The sequence below is a fragment of the Klebsiella sp. R390 genome (assembly GCF_051131745.1).
In the GTDB taxonomy this organism is placed as follows: Bacteria; Pseudomonadota; Gammaproteobacteria; order Enterobacterales; family Enterobacteriaceae; genus Klebsiella.
In genome coordinates this window covers 3,763,124-3,777,889 of record NZ_CP180445.1, presented here as the reverse complement: position 1 = coordinate 3,777,889, position 14,766 = coordinate 3,763,124, and the positions used below count along the sequence as shown (strand labels likewise).

General features: G+C 57.3%; 14 protein-coding genes. 12 read left to right on the top strand and 2 right to left on the bottom strand.

Annotated elements, in window-relative coordinates:
• Positions 1–94 precede the first annotated feature (94 nt).
• The 3 genes from flhA to ACMYSP_RS17685 all read left to right on the top strand — a co-directional run bounded on the left by flhA (position 95) and on the right by ACMYSP_RS17685 (position 3,698).
• On the top strand, positions 95–2,167 hold the full coding sequence (gene flhA, locus ACMYSP_RS17695) for a formate hydrogenlyase transcriptional activator FlhA (RefSeq protein ID WP_434583337.1): 2,073 nt from the start codon (positions 95–97) through the stop codon (positions 2,165–2,167).
• A gap of 39 nt (positions 2,168–2,206) precedes the next feature.
• The gene (locus ACMYSP_RS17690; RefSeq protein WP_434583336.1) at positions 2,207–2,635 is read left to right on the top strand and encodes a TOBE domain-containing protein; all 429 of its coding nucleotides are present in this window, start codon (positions 2,207–2,209) and stop codon (positions 2,633–2,635) included.
• Positions 2,636–2,750: 115 nt separating this feature from the next.
• A complete protein-coding gene (locus ACMYSP_RS17685; protein ID WP_434583335.1) occupies positions 2,751–3,698 on the top strand; it encodes an alpha/beta hydrolase in 948 nt (315 codons plus the stop codon).
• A gap of 277 nt (positions 3,699–3,975) precedes the next feature.
• Here ACMYSP_RS17685 and ACMYSP_RS17680 read toward each other — a convergent pair whose 3' ends face one another.
• Together ACMYSP_RS17680 and ACMYSP_RS17675 are read right to left on the bottom strand one after the other, a co-directional pair.
• Positions 3,976–5,376, bottom strand: a complete 1,401-nt coding sequence (locus ACMYSP_RS17680; protein WP_434583334.1) for a glycoside hydrolase family 1 protein — start codon at positions 5,374–5,376, stop codon at positions 3,976–3,978.
• A 288-nt stretch (positions 5,377–5,664) separates the two neighbouring features.
• Complete coding sequence (locus tag ACMYSP_RS17675) at positions 5,665–6,936, bottom strand: PTS sugar transporter subunit IIC (RefSeq protein WP_123756762.1); 1,272 nt, start codon at positions 6,934–6,936, stop codon at positions 5,665–5,667.
• A gap of 174 nt (positions 6,937–7,110) precedes the next feature.
• On the opposite strand from ACMYSP_RS17675, the gene ACMYSP_RS17670 reads away from it, so the two are divergent.
• From ACMYSP_RS17670 to ACMYSP_RS17630, 9 genes are all read left to right on the top strand, one after another.
• Positions 7,111–7,425, top strand: a complete 315-nt coding sequence (locus tag ACMYSP_RS17670) for a PTS sugar transporter subunit IIB (RefSeq protein WP_434583333.1) — start codon at positions 7,111–7,113, stop codon at positions 7,423–7,425.
• 9 nt (positions 7,426–7,434) lie between these two features.
• Positions 7,435–8,757, top strand: coding sequence for a PTS sugar transporter subunit IIC (locus ACMYSP_RS17665; protein WP_434583332.1), 1,323 nt, complete (start codon positions 7,435–7,437; stop codon positions 8,755–8,757).
• 23 nt (positions 8,758–8,780) lie between these two features.
• Positions 8,781–9,095, top strand: coding sequence for a PTS lactose/cellobiose transporter subunit IIA (locus ACMYSP_RS17660; RefSeq protein ID WP_434587155.1), 315 nt, complete (start codon positions 8,781–8,783; stop codon positions 9,093–9,095).
• Positions 9,096–9,166: 71 nt separating this feature from the next.
• Complete coding sequence (locus tag ACMYSP_RS17655; protein ID WP_434583331.1) at positions 9,167–10,081, top strand: ROK family protein; 915 nt, start codon at positions 9,167–9,169, stop codon at positions 10,079–10,081.
• A 54-nt stretch (positions 10,082–10,135) separates the two neighbouring features.
• Positions 10,136–11,098 (top strand): LacI family DNA-binding transcriptional regulator, encoded by a 963-nt coding sequence (locus ACMYSP_RS17650; RefSeq protein ID WP_123756757.1) that lies wholly within the window; start codon positions 10,136–10,138, stop codon positions 11,096–11,098.
• Positions 11,099–11,315: 217 nt separating this feature from the next.
• Entirely contained in the window at positions 11,316–12,233 is a 918-nt protein-coding gene (locus ACMYSP_RS17645) for a metal ABC transporter substrate-binding protein (protein ID WP_434583329.1), read from the top strand.
• Positions 12,230–13,051 (top strand): manganese/iron ABC transporter ATP-binding protein, encoded by an 822-nt coding sequence (locus tag ACMYSP_RS17640; protein ID WP_434583328.1) that lies wholly within the window; start codon positions 12,230–12,232, stop codon positions 13,049–13,051. The genes ACMYSP_RS17645 and ACMYSP_RS17640 overlap by 4 nt, the downstream gene beginning before the upstream one ends.
• Entirely contained in the window at positions 13,048–13,896 is an 849-nt protein-coding gene (sitC, locus tag ACMYSP_RS17635; RefSeq protein WP_434583327.1) for an iron/manganese ABC transporter permease subunit SitC, read from the top strand. Before ACMYSP_RS17640 ends, sitC begins: the two co-directional genes overlap by 4 nt.
• Positions 13,890–14,735: a metal ABC transporter permease gene (locus ACMYSP_RS17630; protein WP_434583326.1), complete on the top strand. Its 846-nt coding sequence runs from the start codon at positions 13,890–13,892 to the stop codon at positions 14,733–14,735. The genes sitC and ACMYSP_RS17630 overlap by 7 nt, the downstream gene beginning before the upstream one ends.
• Positions 14,736–14,766: the final 31 nt, after the last annotated feature.

Genomic DNA, 14,766 nt, shown 5'->3' with positions numbered 1-14,766 from the left:
GGGTTACCGCGGCAACGACTGCTTTTTAACATACTATTATTTGTGTCATCACTTTCTTATGCGCCGCCTTAATGGCGCTTTTTGGACTTAAGCAATGTCGTATACACCACTGGGCGATTTTGGGCAGCAAGGGCTGTTCGATATCACCCGTATTCTGTTACAGCAGCCAGACCTGGCCGCGCTGAGTGAAACGCTGACCCGCCTGGTTCAGCAATCTGCGTTGGCAGATCGCGCGGCCATTATCTTGTGGAATGCCGGAAACCACCGCGCGACCCGCTACGCCTGCGACGACGCGGGCCTGCCGGTCAGCTATGAAGATGAGACTGTGCTGGCCCATGGGCCGGTACGTCGCCTGCTGTCGCGCCCCGATGCGCTGCATTGTGACCACGCCACCTTTGCCGAAGCCTGGCCACAGCTGGCCGGCTGCAGTTTGTATCCGCCATTTGGCTATTACTGCCTGCTGCCGCTGGCGGCAGAAGGCCGCATCTTCGGCGGCTGCGAGTTTATCCGCAACGACGCCCGCCCCTGGACCGAAAAAGAGTACCAGCGGCTGCATACTTTTACCCAGCTGGTTGCCGTGGTGACCGAACAAATCCAGAGCCGGGTCAGCAACAATGTCGATTACGATCTGCTGTGCCACGAGCGCGACAACTTCCGCATTCTGGTCGCCATCACCAACGCCGTGCTCTCCCGGCTGGATATCGATGAACTGGTGAGCGAGGTGGCGAAGGAGATTCACCGCTATTTCCGCATCGACGCCATCAGCGTGGTGCTGCACAGCAGCCGCAAGGGTAAGCTAAATATCTACTCGACCCACTATCTTGACGCCAGCCATCCGGTACACGATCAGAGCGAGGTCAATGAGGCCGGTACCCTGACCGAGCGGGTGTTCAAGAGCAAAGAGATGCTGCTGCTCAACTTGCACGAGCACGACTCGCTGGCGCCGTATGAAAAAATGCTCTTCGAGATGTGGGGCAACCAGATCCAAACCCTGTGCCTGCTGCCGCTGATGTCCGGCAATAACTTGCTGGGGGTGCTGAAGCTGGCGCAGTGCGACGAAAAAGTGTTCACCACCGCCAACCTTAAGCTGTTGCGTCAGATTGCCGAACGGGTGTCGATTGCCGTCGATAACGCCCTCGCCTACCAGGAAATTCAGCGTCTGAAGGAGCGGCTGGTCGACGAAAACCTGGCGCTGACCGAGCAGTTGAATAACGTTGAGAGCGAGTTTGGTGAAATTATCGGCCGCAGCGAAGCCATGCACAGCGTGCTCAAGCAGGTCGAGATGGTGGCGCAGAGCGACAGCACCGTGCTGATCCTCGGTGAAACCGGCACCGGCAAGGAGTTGATTGCCCGGGCGATCCACAATCTCAGCGGGCGCAACGGCCGGCGGATGGTCAAAATGAACTGCGCCGCGATGCCTGCCGGGCTGCTGGAGAGCGATCTCTTCGGCCATGAACGTGGCGCCTTTACCGGGGCCAGCGCGCAGCGCATCGGCCGTTTCGAGCTGGCGGATAAAAGCTCCCTGTTCCTCGACGAAGTGGGCGATATGCCGCTGGAGCTACAGCCGAAGCTGCTGCGAGTCCTGCAGGAGCAGGAGTTTGAACGGCTCGGCAGCAATAAGCTGATCCAGACCGATGTCCGGCTGATCGCCGCGACCAACCGCGATCTTAAACAGATGGTCGCCGATCGCGAATTCCGCAGCGATCTCTATTACCGTCTGAACGTTTTCCCGATCCATCTCCCGCCGCTCCGCGAGCGCCCGGACGATATTCCGCTGCTGGTCAAAGCGTTTACCTTTAAAATCGCCCGCCGCCTCGGGCGCAATATCGACAGTATTCCGGCGGAGACCCTGCGTACCCTCAGCCGGATGGAGTGGCCAGGCAACGTTCGTGAACTGGAGAACGTGATTGAGCGCGCGGTGCTGCTAACCCGCGGCAGCGTGCTCCAGCTGTCGCTACCTGAGCTGAATATCGAGCCGGAGACCCAGCCGGAAACCGTCCTGCCGCAGGAGGGGGAAGACGAATATCAGCTGATTGTTCGGGTGCTGAAAGAGAGTAACGGGGTGGTTGCCGGGCCGAAAGGGGCCGCGCAACGGTTGGGCCTCAAACGCACGACGCTACTTTCCCGCATGAAACGCCTGGGAATTGGCAAAGATGAGTTAGTATAAATTTGTACTTATTTCAATCTGTCACTGGAAGGAGGTTTTATGGCGGTATCAGCACGTAACCAACTGACCGGCACGGTAAGCGCCGTTGCCACCGGCGCGGTCAATGATGAAGTTGAATTGACGCTCACCGGCGGCGCCAGGCTGGTGGCTATTGTTACCCACAGCAGCCAGCAGGCTCTGGGGCTGGTCCCCGGCAAAGAAGCCATTGCATTGATTAAAGCGCCGTGGGTCACCCTGGCAACGGAAGCGTGCGGCCTGAAGTTCTCCGCCCGTAACCAGTTTGCCGGTAGCGTCAGCCGGGTGACCGAAGGTGCGGTGAACGCGACGGTGCATATTAATACCGATGCCGGGTTTGATATCGTGGCGGTCGTGACCAACGAGAGTCAGGAAGAGATGCAGTTGGTGCAGGGCAGCCGCGTGCTGGCGCTGATTAAAGCTTCTGCCATCCTGATTGCCACCCGCGCATAACATCATCCAAAACACTGTTTCATTTTGATAAAAGTGAAACAGTGTTCTGTGAGACACCTCGCGTTACCCGCCGCGAATGAATGATAAATAAGCGTTTTCCATCATGGAGATGCTTATGACGCGTTTACCCCTGGCGGCAGCCATGACTGTGCTTATCTCTTCTCAGGCGGCACTCGCCGCCCTGCCCACGCTCCCGGTCTGGCCCGGCGGCGAGGCGCCCGGTGCGAAAAACAGCCCGGTGGTCCCGTCTCTGGTGGATCGTAGCAAAGATGGCGCCCTGCCCGACCGTGCGGTGACCGGTATCCGCGCGCCGGAAATCACGGTGTATGCTCCCGCCAAACCCAACGGTATTGCGCTACTGGTCACCCCTGGCGGTTCCTATCAGCGGGTGGTGCTGGATAAAGAAGGCAGCGATCTTGCCCCGGTGTTTACGGCACAGGGCTATACCCTGTTCGTCATGACCTACCGTATGCCGGCTGACGGCCACGCGGAAGGCAGCAACGCGCCGTTGGCCGATGCCCAGCGCGCGCTGCGCACCCTGCGGGCCCGAGCCTCGGAGTGGCGTATCGACCCGCATAAAATCGGTATCATGGGCTTTTCTGCCGGCGGTCATGTTGCCGCCAGCCTCGAGACCCGTTATGACGACGCGGTCTATCCGGCAACGGACGCCGTCGACCACCAAAGCGCGCGCCCCGATTTTGTGGTGCTCGGCTATCCGGTGATTTCCATGGATCCCGCCATAGCCCATCCCGGTTCGCGCCACGCGCTGATTGGCGATACGCCAACGGCAGAACAGCAACGTCGCTATTCGCCGGAGCTCAATGTAACCGCCGCGACGCCACCGACGTTCATTATGCATGCGGTGGATGATCCTTCGGTGCCGGTCGATAACGCGCTGGTGATGTTTAACGCGTTGCGTGCCCACAAGGTACCGACCGAGCTGCACCTGTTTGCCGAGGGTAAGCACGGTTTCGGTATTCGTGGGACAACAGGGCTGCCCGCCGCCAGGTGGCCTCAGCTGGCGATGAACTGGATTGCGTCACTGCCGGAGATGAAAAAGTAGCGCCAGAGGCTTCTCCCCGGAGGCGATGCTGCGCATCTGTCCGGGCTACGGGAACGTGCGGTCTGGTTGCCCCGGAGGCGATGCTGCGCATCTGTCCGGGCTATGGGATCGTGAGGTCTGGTTGCCCCGGAGGCGATGCTGCGCATCTGTCCGGGCTACGGGATCGTGAGGTCTGGTTGCCCCGGAGGCGATGCTGCGTATCTGTCCGGGCTACGGGAGCGTGCGGTCTGTAGCCCGGACAGGCGCATCAGCGCCGCCTCCGGGAGATTTTGCGGGGCTATTTTTTGGCACTGAAGCCGTTGCTGGCCGCCAGTTCGGCAAACCACAGCGCGTTGCGTTTTATCTGCCGCTCGCCGGTTTGCAGATCGAGGCGCCAGAAGCCGTAGCGGCGCTTGAATGAGTTAATCCACGACCAGTTATCGATGAAGGTCCACTGGTGCACGCCGAAGCAGTTGGCGCCGTCGGCTATCGCCCGGTGCAGCTGTACCAGATGCTCTTCCATCAGACGAATGCGGAATGAATCATCGATCACCCCGTCTTCACCCGGCTCCCCTTCCGACTCGATGTCCATCGCGATACCAATTTCAGCGAGGAACCACTTAATATTGCCGTAGTTGTCACGCACGTTGGCGGCAATGTCATAGATCGCCTGCGGCAGAATTTCGTTGTTATCGCGATACGGGTTAAACCGCCCTTCAGGATTGACGTAGTTTTCGAAGTAATACTCCGGGGTGAAGTAGTCCAGCGTATAGTCGCTCTCACGCGCCTGTACCCGCCGCGGGACGTAGTAGTTGACGCCGAGAAAATCGACGTGCGAACCGGTAATCATCTCAACGTCGGCTTTCGATACTTCCGGCAAACAATCGTGAGCGGCCAGAATTTCGCACAGCGCTTTCGGGAACTGATGCTTGACCAGCGGATCGAGGAAGCTGCGGTTAAAGAACAGATCCGCATACCATGCCGCCTTTTTGTCCTCCGGACTGTCGTTGCGGGTGTAGGAAGGCGTCAGGTTCAGCACCACCCCAATCTCGCCCGGCAGCGCCAGCTCACGGAACTCACGAATCGCTTTGGCGTGGGCCAGCATAATGTTAAAGGCCACCTGCGCCGCCAGCTTGCCATCCTTTTTGCACGGATAGTGGAAATCGTACAGATAGCCGCCTTCCACCGGCACAATCGGCTCGTTGAAGGTGATCCAGTATTTCACTTTATGGCCAAACAGCTCGAAGGCGGTGCGGGCGAAACGGGCAAAGAGATCCGTCACGTGCGCCGACTCAAATCCGCCGTACTGCTTTTGCAGCGTTTCCGGCATATCGAAGTGATAGAGGTTGATCATCGGCTCGATACCGTTGGCGATCATCTCATCAAGATAGGCATTGTAAAAACGCACCGCGTCCGGATTGGCGACCCCGGTTTCAAAATCATCAATCAAGCGAGACCATTGAATCGAGGTGCGGAAGGAGTTAAAGCCGGTCTGTTTCATCAGCGCCACGTCCTGCGGGTATTGATGATAGGTGTCACAGACGGTCTGCGGTCCAATCTGCTGATAAAAGCGTTCCGGCTGCTCGGCAAACCAGCTGTCCCAAATCGAGCGGTGCGGCTTGTTGCTCACCCCTTCCGTTTGCGGACCTGATGCTGCTGCCCCCCAAAAAAAGCCTTCCGGAAACTGATACCGGGTCATAACGCCTCCTGTCTGTGAAAAAAGGCCGCGCCCAGCGGGCGCAGCCAAAAAAAGTCTACCCTGTCACCCCATTTGTTGAGGTGAAAAATACGGCCCAGTGCACGAAAAGAAATCTACTGACAAAATGCGGAAATGTACATCCACAATTGGAAAACGCTTTCCATTATTGTCGGTCTGGTTCACAGATTTGAGAATGGCTCAGATATAATTGCGACTTACATCACACAATGAAATATTCAAGCGCCCGCATAACGCGGGCGGAATAGCGGCCAGGGGAAAGGCAAAAAACTAGCGTTCGGCGTCGGCAAGCTGGCGTTCGTAGACTTTAAAGAACGGCCGGTACAGCATCCAGGCGTTGAAGATGGCGAACAGCGTCATGCATAGATTTTTCCAGCTCCCGTTCGCAGACCACGCCGCGCCGAGCGGTGACGGCATCGACCACGGCAGCATCGCCACCGCCCGATCCAGAATGCCAATCTGCGTCAAATACCATGCGATACAGGCATTTATCAGCGGGACAAAGATAAATGGCAGCAGGAAAACCGGGTTCATAATGATCGGAAAACCAAACAATATCGGCTCGTTGATATTAAACAACGAGGGAATAAGGCCAATTTTACCGACGCTTTTCAGCTGCCGCGATCGGCTTCGCATCGCCATAAAGACCAGCGGCAGCGTCGAGCCAATGCCGCCAATCAGCAAGTAGAAATCCCAGAATCCCTGCAGATAAATATGCGGTAATGCCGTCGCCCCTTCCGCCAGCGCCTGCTGGTTTTCAAACAGATAGGTCATCCAGAACGGGTTCATTATGCCGGTAATGATCAGCGCGCCATGGATCCCAACAAACCACAGTAAGTTACAGATAAACAAAGAGATAAGCACCGCAGTCAGGGTGTCTGATGCGACCACCAGCGGCCTGACCGCTTCGCTGATCAGCTCTGGTAAAATCCGTCCGGTGGCCTGCTGCATCAGCGCATTGACCACGCTGATGGAAATCATCACAAACAGCAGCGGCACCAGCAACTGGAACCCGTTACGGGTCATCAGCGGCACCTCTTCAGGCAGGCGAATGCACCAGCCTCTCTTATAAAAAAAACGAATTATTTCAATTGAGTATGTACTGGATATCAGCGCGGTAAAAATCCCCATGCCGCCGAGGAAAATATTGGTCACGCCATTATCACGAAAGCCAATAAACAGCAGGAACGACAGGCACCCGGTCAGTCCGCAAAGCCGCTCCGGCAGGCGGTACTGCTTCGCCAGACTGGCACTGGCGCCGAAGGCGACAATCAATGCCACCAGGCCAATGGTTAATTCAAAGGTCGGCAACAGCATCGGACGCAGCCACAGGTAGAACTGCCCAAACGTCGTTGCACCATTAATGGAAACGGGCGGAAACAAAACGGGCACCAGCAAACTCCCCACAATCACGAACGGCATCGCCAGCGCAAAACTATCGCGCATCGCCGTAATGTGATTATTGCGCGTCAGAACGTTCGCCAGTGGCGCCAGACGCTGTTCGATGATGTCCACGGCAACATTCATCAACGGATTGTTCATGGTTCTACCTTATCGAGTGGTTTTGTTGGCTGGATGATCGCGCACTACAACATAAAGTAAAAGCCTGCCTTAGGTGATCATCATCACAATTAATAAATCCATAAACGGAAAGCGCTTTCCGTAATGAGTCCACTGTGACTATAGTCCACACATCCAACTCACCAGGAACGGTTTATGAAAAAGATTATGTTGTGTTGTTCCGCAGGTATGTCCACCAGCCTGCTGATGAAAAAAATGATTGCTGAAGCAGAGCAGCGCGGTCTGCCGGTTGAGATCAATGCCTTTGGCGTTGCCGAGTTTGATCAGCAGGTCGGGAACTATCAGGTCGTACTGCTCGGCCCGCAGGTGAAATACATGCAGAAAGATCTGCAAAAGCAGGCGGACAAATACGGGATCCGCGTGGAGCCCATCAATATGATGGATTACGGCATGCAGAAAGGCGGCGCCGTGCTGGATTTCGCGCTCTCCCTGATTGATAACAAAAACTAAGGAAAGATCATGAGCTCTCTGTACGCTAAATTGATCGCCGTTATTGAACAAAAAATTACCCCGATGGCCGGGGCAATCGGGCAGCAAAAGTATGTCACCTCGATCCGCGATGGTTTCATCACGGCGCTGCCCTTTATGATCGTCGGCTCTTTCCTGCTGGTCTTTATCTTCCCGCCCTTCTCACCGGATACCAGTTGGGGATTTGCCCGGGCGTGGCTGCAGTTCTCCCTCGATCATCGCGATGCCCTGATGCTGCCTTTTAACTTCAGCATGGGGGTGATGACCCTGTTTATCGCGGTCGGCATCGCTGCCAGCCTGGCAAAACACCACAACCTGGATTCACTGACCGCCGGCATGCTGTCGCTGATGTCCTTCCTGCTGGTGGCCGCCCCGCTGAAAGATGGGCAGATCTCCACCGCCTACTTCTCCGGACAGGGGATTTTTACCGCGATTCTGGTGGCGATTTACTCCACCGAACTGTACGCCTTCCTCAAGCGGCACAACATTACCATTCGCCTGCCGCCTGAAGTCCCGGCCGGCGTCGCGCGCTCGTTTGAAATCCTGATCCCAGTGCTGGCTATCGTCCTGACGCTGCATCCGTTGAACCTGTTTATCGAAGCACAGCTGGGGATGATCATTCCGGAAGCGATCATGTCGCTGGTGAAACCGCTGGTCGCCGCCTCCGATACCTTACCCGCCATTCTGCTGTCGGTGCTGGTCTGCCAGGTGCTGTGGTTTGCCGGGATCCACGGGGCGCTAATCGTCACCGGGATCATGAACCCGTTCTGGATGGCGAACCTGTCGATTAACCAGGCTGCGATGGCGGCGGGTACGGCGATCCCACATATCTACGTACAGGGGTTCTGGGATCACTATCTGCTGATTGGCGGCGTCGGCTCTACCCTGCCGTTGGCGCTGATGCTGCTGCGCAGCAAGGCGGTCCACCTGCGTACCATTGGACGCATGGGCGTCGTACCGGGCGTGTTCAACATCAACGAACCGATTCTGTTCGGCGCGCCGATCATTATGAACCCGCTGTTCTTCCTGCCATTCGTACTGGTACCGATGGTGAACGCCACGCTGGCGTACTTTGCGCTGAAGCTGGACCTGGTAAGCCGCGTAGTGTCGATGACGCCGTGGACGACTCCGGCTCCTGTCGGTGCCTCATGGGCGGCAAACTGGAGCTTTAGCCCGGTGATCATGTGCCTGATTTGTATGGCGACGGCGATGGTGATGTATCTACCGTTCCTCAAGGCCTACGAAAAACAGCTGCTGCAGCAGGAACACGACAACGCAGCAACCCAGACTGAAGCCGTGGCTCAGTCCGCTTAATTCATACTATTTTGAGGTTTATGATGGAATTAGAAGAACAAATCATGGGCATTATCATCAATGCCGGCCAGGCGCGTAGCCTCTGTTTTGAGGCACTGAGCTGTGCCAAAGAAGGTGATTTTTCCGCCGCGGACGAAAAGATGAAAGAAGCCGCGCACTATTCCCGCGAAGCGCACCTTGTCCAGACTCAGCTGATTGAAGCCGACGAAGGCGAAGGGAAAACCAAAATGACGCTGGTGATGGTCCATGCTCAGGATCACCTGATGACCTCGATTCTGGCGAAAGAGCTGATCGCCGAACTGATTGCCGTCTACCGTTCACGCCCGCTGCACCAGTAGCCGGACGACCCGGGCGGACGTTGACGCGACCGCCCGGGAGTGCATTCACCCACTCTCCTCTGAGGACAACCATGCTACATCTGGGTTTAGATATCGGCGGTACCAAAATGGAAGCCGTCGTGCTCAACGCCGACGGCGAATGCGTCTATCGCCAACGTCGGCCGACGCACAAAGAGAGCTATGAGGCCTTTATGCTGCAGTTGCTTGGCCTGATCGACAGCGTCCGCCAGTGGAGCGAACAGCCGTTTACGATTGGCATTGGCCTGCCGGGCGCCATCGACCCGCAGAGCGGGCTGATTAAAAACTGCAACTGCCTGGTGCTCAATGGCCACGACCTGCGTCGGGATCTGAAGCAGCAGCTCGGCCAGCCGGTCTGGATAGCCAATGATGCCGACTGCTTCACGCTCTCCGAAGCCGTAGATGGCGCGGGGGCTGGTGCCAGTACGGTATTTGGCGTGATTATTGGCACCGGCTGCGGCGGCGGCATCGCCGTCAACCAACAGTTGCTGAGCGGACCCAACGCCATCGTGGGCGAATGGGGGCACAACACGCTGCCGGGCTATACGCCGGAGCGCGATGGCCCGGATCAGCCCTGCTACTGTGGCAAAGTGAACTGCATCGAAAGCTTTATCTCCGGCACCGGCTTTGCCCGTCGCTTCGGCGAACAGGCGCAGGCGGAAGCCATAATTCAGGCCGCCGGCGAGGGCGACCCGCAGGCCCAGGCCCACTGGCAGCACTTTATTGATGCATTTGCCCGCAGTCTGGCGTCGGTGATCAATATTCTCGATCCCCAGGTCATTGTGCTGGGCGGCGGCTTGTCCAACGTTGAAAAAATCTACGGCGCGTTACCGGCCGCGCTGGTGCCTTATCTGTTTTCCGACAGCTGCAGAACCCAGATTAAACCGGCCCGCTTCGGCGATGCCAGCGGCGTGCGCGGTGCGGCGTGGCTGCCGGTTCTGGCAAATTCCGCGGACCGCTGGCGATGACACTTTTTCAGCAGGTATGTTAAGCTAAGCGAAATAATCAAAGCAGAAAATACCATGCCAACCATTGATGATGTTTCAAGATTAGCGAATGTCTCGAGAGCGACGGTATCTCGTGTGCTGACCGGCACCCGCGGCGTGCGTGATGAAAGCCGGGAAGCCGTCCTGCGGGCAGTGGAAGAGCTGAACTATCGCCCAAGTTTTGCCGCGCAGAACCTCGCCAGTCAAACATCCAATCATGTCGGCCTGGTACTCCCGGTGCGGGATGAAAGCAGCAGCGCACGGCTGCTGCCTCTGCTTTCTGTGGCGCTCAAAAGCCTGAATAAAAACCTGATCGTCCAGTACGTGACGGATGCTGTCGAACAGGCGGCCGTCATCGACGACTTCCAGCGCCAGTGTGTCGCCGTGGTGGTGCTTGGCCCTCTGCCGGCGGATACACCGCGCAACGTGATCTCCTTCGATCGTTTCAGCATCGCCGGGGTCAACAATCAGGGTTACGACTACGCCTTCGCCACCGAAAGCGCCTGTCGCTACGTGATTGGTAAAGGCCATCGCCATATCGCCCTGCTCTCTGACAGCGACAGCGATGACGCCAGCCGCCAGATGCAGGAAGGCTATCGTAACGTCCTGCAAAACTACTCGATTCCTTTCAACCGCCAGCTGGTGCTGACCGCCAACGACGATGTCGAACAGGCGCTGCTTACGCTTATCAATAGCTTCAGCAAATATTCGGTGATTATCGTTAAGCGTGACCGCTACGCGGCGGAAGCCATGCGGCTGCTGCGCGAATTTAATGTTGCCGTGCCGCAGGAAGTCTCGCTGCTGAGCCTCGAAGATTCGCCGCTGGCCTCGCTGCTCTATCCGCCGTTGACCTGTATCTCGTGGCCGCTGGAGCAACTGATGGAAAACTGCCTGCAGCGCATCCGCAACCTGATTGATGAGCGCCCGGCATTTGCCACCGAAGGACGGACTCTCGCTGGCCGCCTGATCCCACGCCAGTCGGTCGCCGACATTTCCTGATAGCTTACCCTGCCCGGACTTTTATCCCCTGCCGGGCAGGCAGATGACCTGTTTTATTCCTGCGATCCCCCGCTTAGCTCCCGCGATACCCTTGCCGTGCTAATCATTACCAGACCATGCAAATAATAATCATTTTCATTTATAAATAGCCTGTGCTATATAACATAGCAATGGCTATAAAAGATGATTAATTAACCACATCGCAATGAGGGATCTTATGCTGCATTTGCCGTCGCTAAAACATCTGCTCTTTACCACGCTGCTGGCCGTCATGACGATCGCCCCGGCTCAGGCGAACGAAAAATTCACCGTGATCACCACCTTTACGGTGATTGCCGATATGGCGCAAAACGTCGCCGGCGATACGGCCCAGGTCAATTCGATAACCAAACCCGGCGCCGAGATCCATGAATATCAACCCACGCCAGGCGACATTAAACGCGCCCAGGGGGCACAGTTGATCCTCACCAATGGTCTGAATCTGGAACTGTGGTTCTCCCGCTTCTATCAGCATCTGAAAGGAGTGCCGGAAGTAGTGGTCAGCAACGGCATTCAACCGATGGGGATCAGCGATGGCCCCTATAACGGCAAACCCAACCCCCATGCGTGGATGTCGATGGATAACGCACTGATCTACGTCGATAACATTCGCGACGCGCTGGTGAAGTACGACCCTGCTCATGCCGATACCTATCGCCAGAACGCCGAGGCCTACAAAGAGAAAATCCGCCAGACCATGGCGCCGCTGAAAGCGGAGCTGGCCCGGCTGCCGGAAGAGAAACGTTGGCTGGTCACCAGCGAAGGTGCCTTCTCCTATCTGGCCCGGGATAACGGCCTGAAGGAGCGCTATCTGTGGCCTATCAACGCTGACCAGCAAGGCACGCCGCAGCAGGTGCGTAAAACCATCGACATCATGAAGAAAGAGCATATCCCGACCATCTTCAGCGAAAGCACCATCTCTGATAAACCCGCGCGTCAGGTAGCGAGAGAAGCCGGCGCCCACTACGGCGGCGTGCTCTATGTGGACTCATTGAGCGCCGCCGACGGCCCGGTTCCGACCTATCTGGACCTGTTGCGCGTCACCACGCAAACCATCGTCCAGGGCATCAACGACGGCCTGAGGAAACAGCAATGAGTACAGACATCGCGGGCCTTGCGGTCAACCAGGTCAGCGTCACCTATCGCAATGGTCACACGGCGCTGCGCGATGCGACGTTCAACGTCCCGCGCGGTTCGATTGCCGCGCTGGTTGGAGTGAATGGCTCAGGGAAATCGACGCTGTTTAAAGCGCTGATGGGGTTTGTTCGCCTGTCCCACGGCGACATTGCGATTCTTGGTCAGCCGGTAAATCGCGCCCTGCGCCAGAACCTGGTGGCCTATGTACCGCAGTCTGAGGATGTGGACTGGTCCTTCCCGGTGCTGGTGGAGGATGTGGTGATGATGGGCCGCTATGGGCATATGGGCTGGCTGCGGCGAGCTAAAGCCGAGGATCACCAACGCGTCGATGCGGCGCTGGCCCGGGTCGGCATGAGCGAGTACCGCCATCGGCAAATCGGCGAGCTTTCCGGCGGGCAGAAAAAGCGGGTGTTTCTTGCCCGCGCTATTGCTCAACAAGGCCAGGTGATTCTGCTCGACGAACCGTTCACCGGCGTTGATGTTCAGACCGAAGCGCGGATCATCGCCCTGCTGCGCGAACTGCGCGATGAAGGCTGCACCATGCTGGTCTCCACCCATAATCTCGGGTCGGTCAGCGAGTTTTGCGATTATACAGTGATGGTCAAAGGTACCGTGCTGGCCAGTGGGCCGACGGAAACCACCTTTACTGCCGGAAACCTCGAGCGCGCGTTCAGCGGCGTCCTGCGCCACGTGGTGCTCAGCGGCGGTGAAACCCAGGTCATTACCGACGATGAACGTCCGTTTATCAGCCGCCGGGCGACGGGCGGTGAAGAGTGAACTGGCTGCTTGAGCCGTTTGGCTATCAATACATGCTGAATGCGATGTGGGTGTCGGCGCTGGTGGGCGGCGTATGCGCTTTTCTTTCCTGCTACCTGATGCTGAAAGGCTGGTCATTGATTGGCGATGCCCTCTCCCACTCCATCGTACCCGGCGTTGCCGGGGCCTATATGCTGGGTCTGCCCTTTGCCGTCGGCGCGTTTCTCTCCGGCGGACTGGCTGCAGGCAGCATGCTGTTTCTCAACCAACGTTCGAAGCTCAAAGAAGACGCTATTATTGGCCTGATATTCTCCTCGTTCTTCGGCATCGGGCTGTTTATGGTCTCCCTCAACCCCACTTCGGTGAATATCCAGACCATTATTCTCGGGAATATTCTGGCAATTGCGCCGGAGGATATTATCCAGCTGGCGGCCATCGGATCGCTTTCCATGGTGATTCTGCTGCTGAAATGGAAAGACCTGATGGTGACCTTTTTCGATGAGAGTCATGCCCGCTCCATTGGCCTCAACACCACCGGGCTGAAGCTGCTGTTCTTTACCCTCCTGGCAGCCTGTACCGTGGCGGCCTTGCAAACCGTGGGCGCCTTCCTGGTGATTTGCCTGGTGGTTACCCCCGGCGCCACCGCCTGGCTGCTGACCGATCGCTTTCCGCGCCTGCTGGCGATTGCCGTCGCCATTGGCAGCCTGACCAGCTTTTTCGGCGCCTGGCTAAGCTACTATCTGGACGGCGCCACCGGCGGCATTATCGTGGTGGCCCAGACGCTGATCTTTTTAATCACCTTTGTGATGGCGCCCAAACACGGTCTGCTGGCTAACCGTCGCCGCGCCCGGAGGTCTTCATGCTGATAGCAACCCTTCTCGAGCCCTTCCAGTTTTCGTTTATGGTTAACGCCATCCTGGTGGCGACGATTGTCGCCGTCCCGTGTGCGCTGCTGTCGGTATTTCTGGTGTTGAAGGGCTGGGCATTAATGGGAGATGCCATGAGCCACGCGGTCTTCCCCGGCGTCGTGGTGGCCTACATTATCGGCATTCCGTTCGCTATCGGCGCCTTTGTCGCTGGCCTGTTCTGCGCCGTGGCCACCGGCTATCTCGACGATAACAGCCGCATCAAGCGCGATACCATTATGGGTATTGTCTTTTCCGGGATGTTTGGCGCCGGGCTGGTGCTGTACGTCTCGATCCAGTCTGAGGTCCATCTCGACCACATTCTGTTTGGCGATATGCTGGGGATTTCGGCGAGTGATATTGGGCAAACGTCGGCGATTGCCTTAATTATCACGCTGATCGTCGGGTTAAAGTGGCGTGATTTTGTGCTGCATGCCTTCGACCCACATCAGGCCAAAGCCAGCGGCTTGCGTTGCGGATTGCTGCACTACGGGCTGCTGTGCATGATTGCGCTGACCATCGTGGCAACGCTGAAGGCGGTAGGAATTATTCTGTCGATCTCGCTGCTGATTGCCCCTGGCGCCATTGCGCTGCTGCTGACCCGACGATTTGTCAGCGCGCTGCTGCTGGCGGTAGGCATCGCCGTTAGCTGTAGCTTCGCTGGCGTCTGGCTGTCGTTTTATCTGGATAGCGCACCGGCGCCGACGATCGTCGTGCTGTTCAGCGCGCTGTTTGTGATTACCTTTGTCGGTACGTCGGTTCGCGATAGTCGAACCCAGGCGACCGTAAGTAGTGGTTAGTCGCCAGAGTACGCTTCCCGGAGGCGGCACG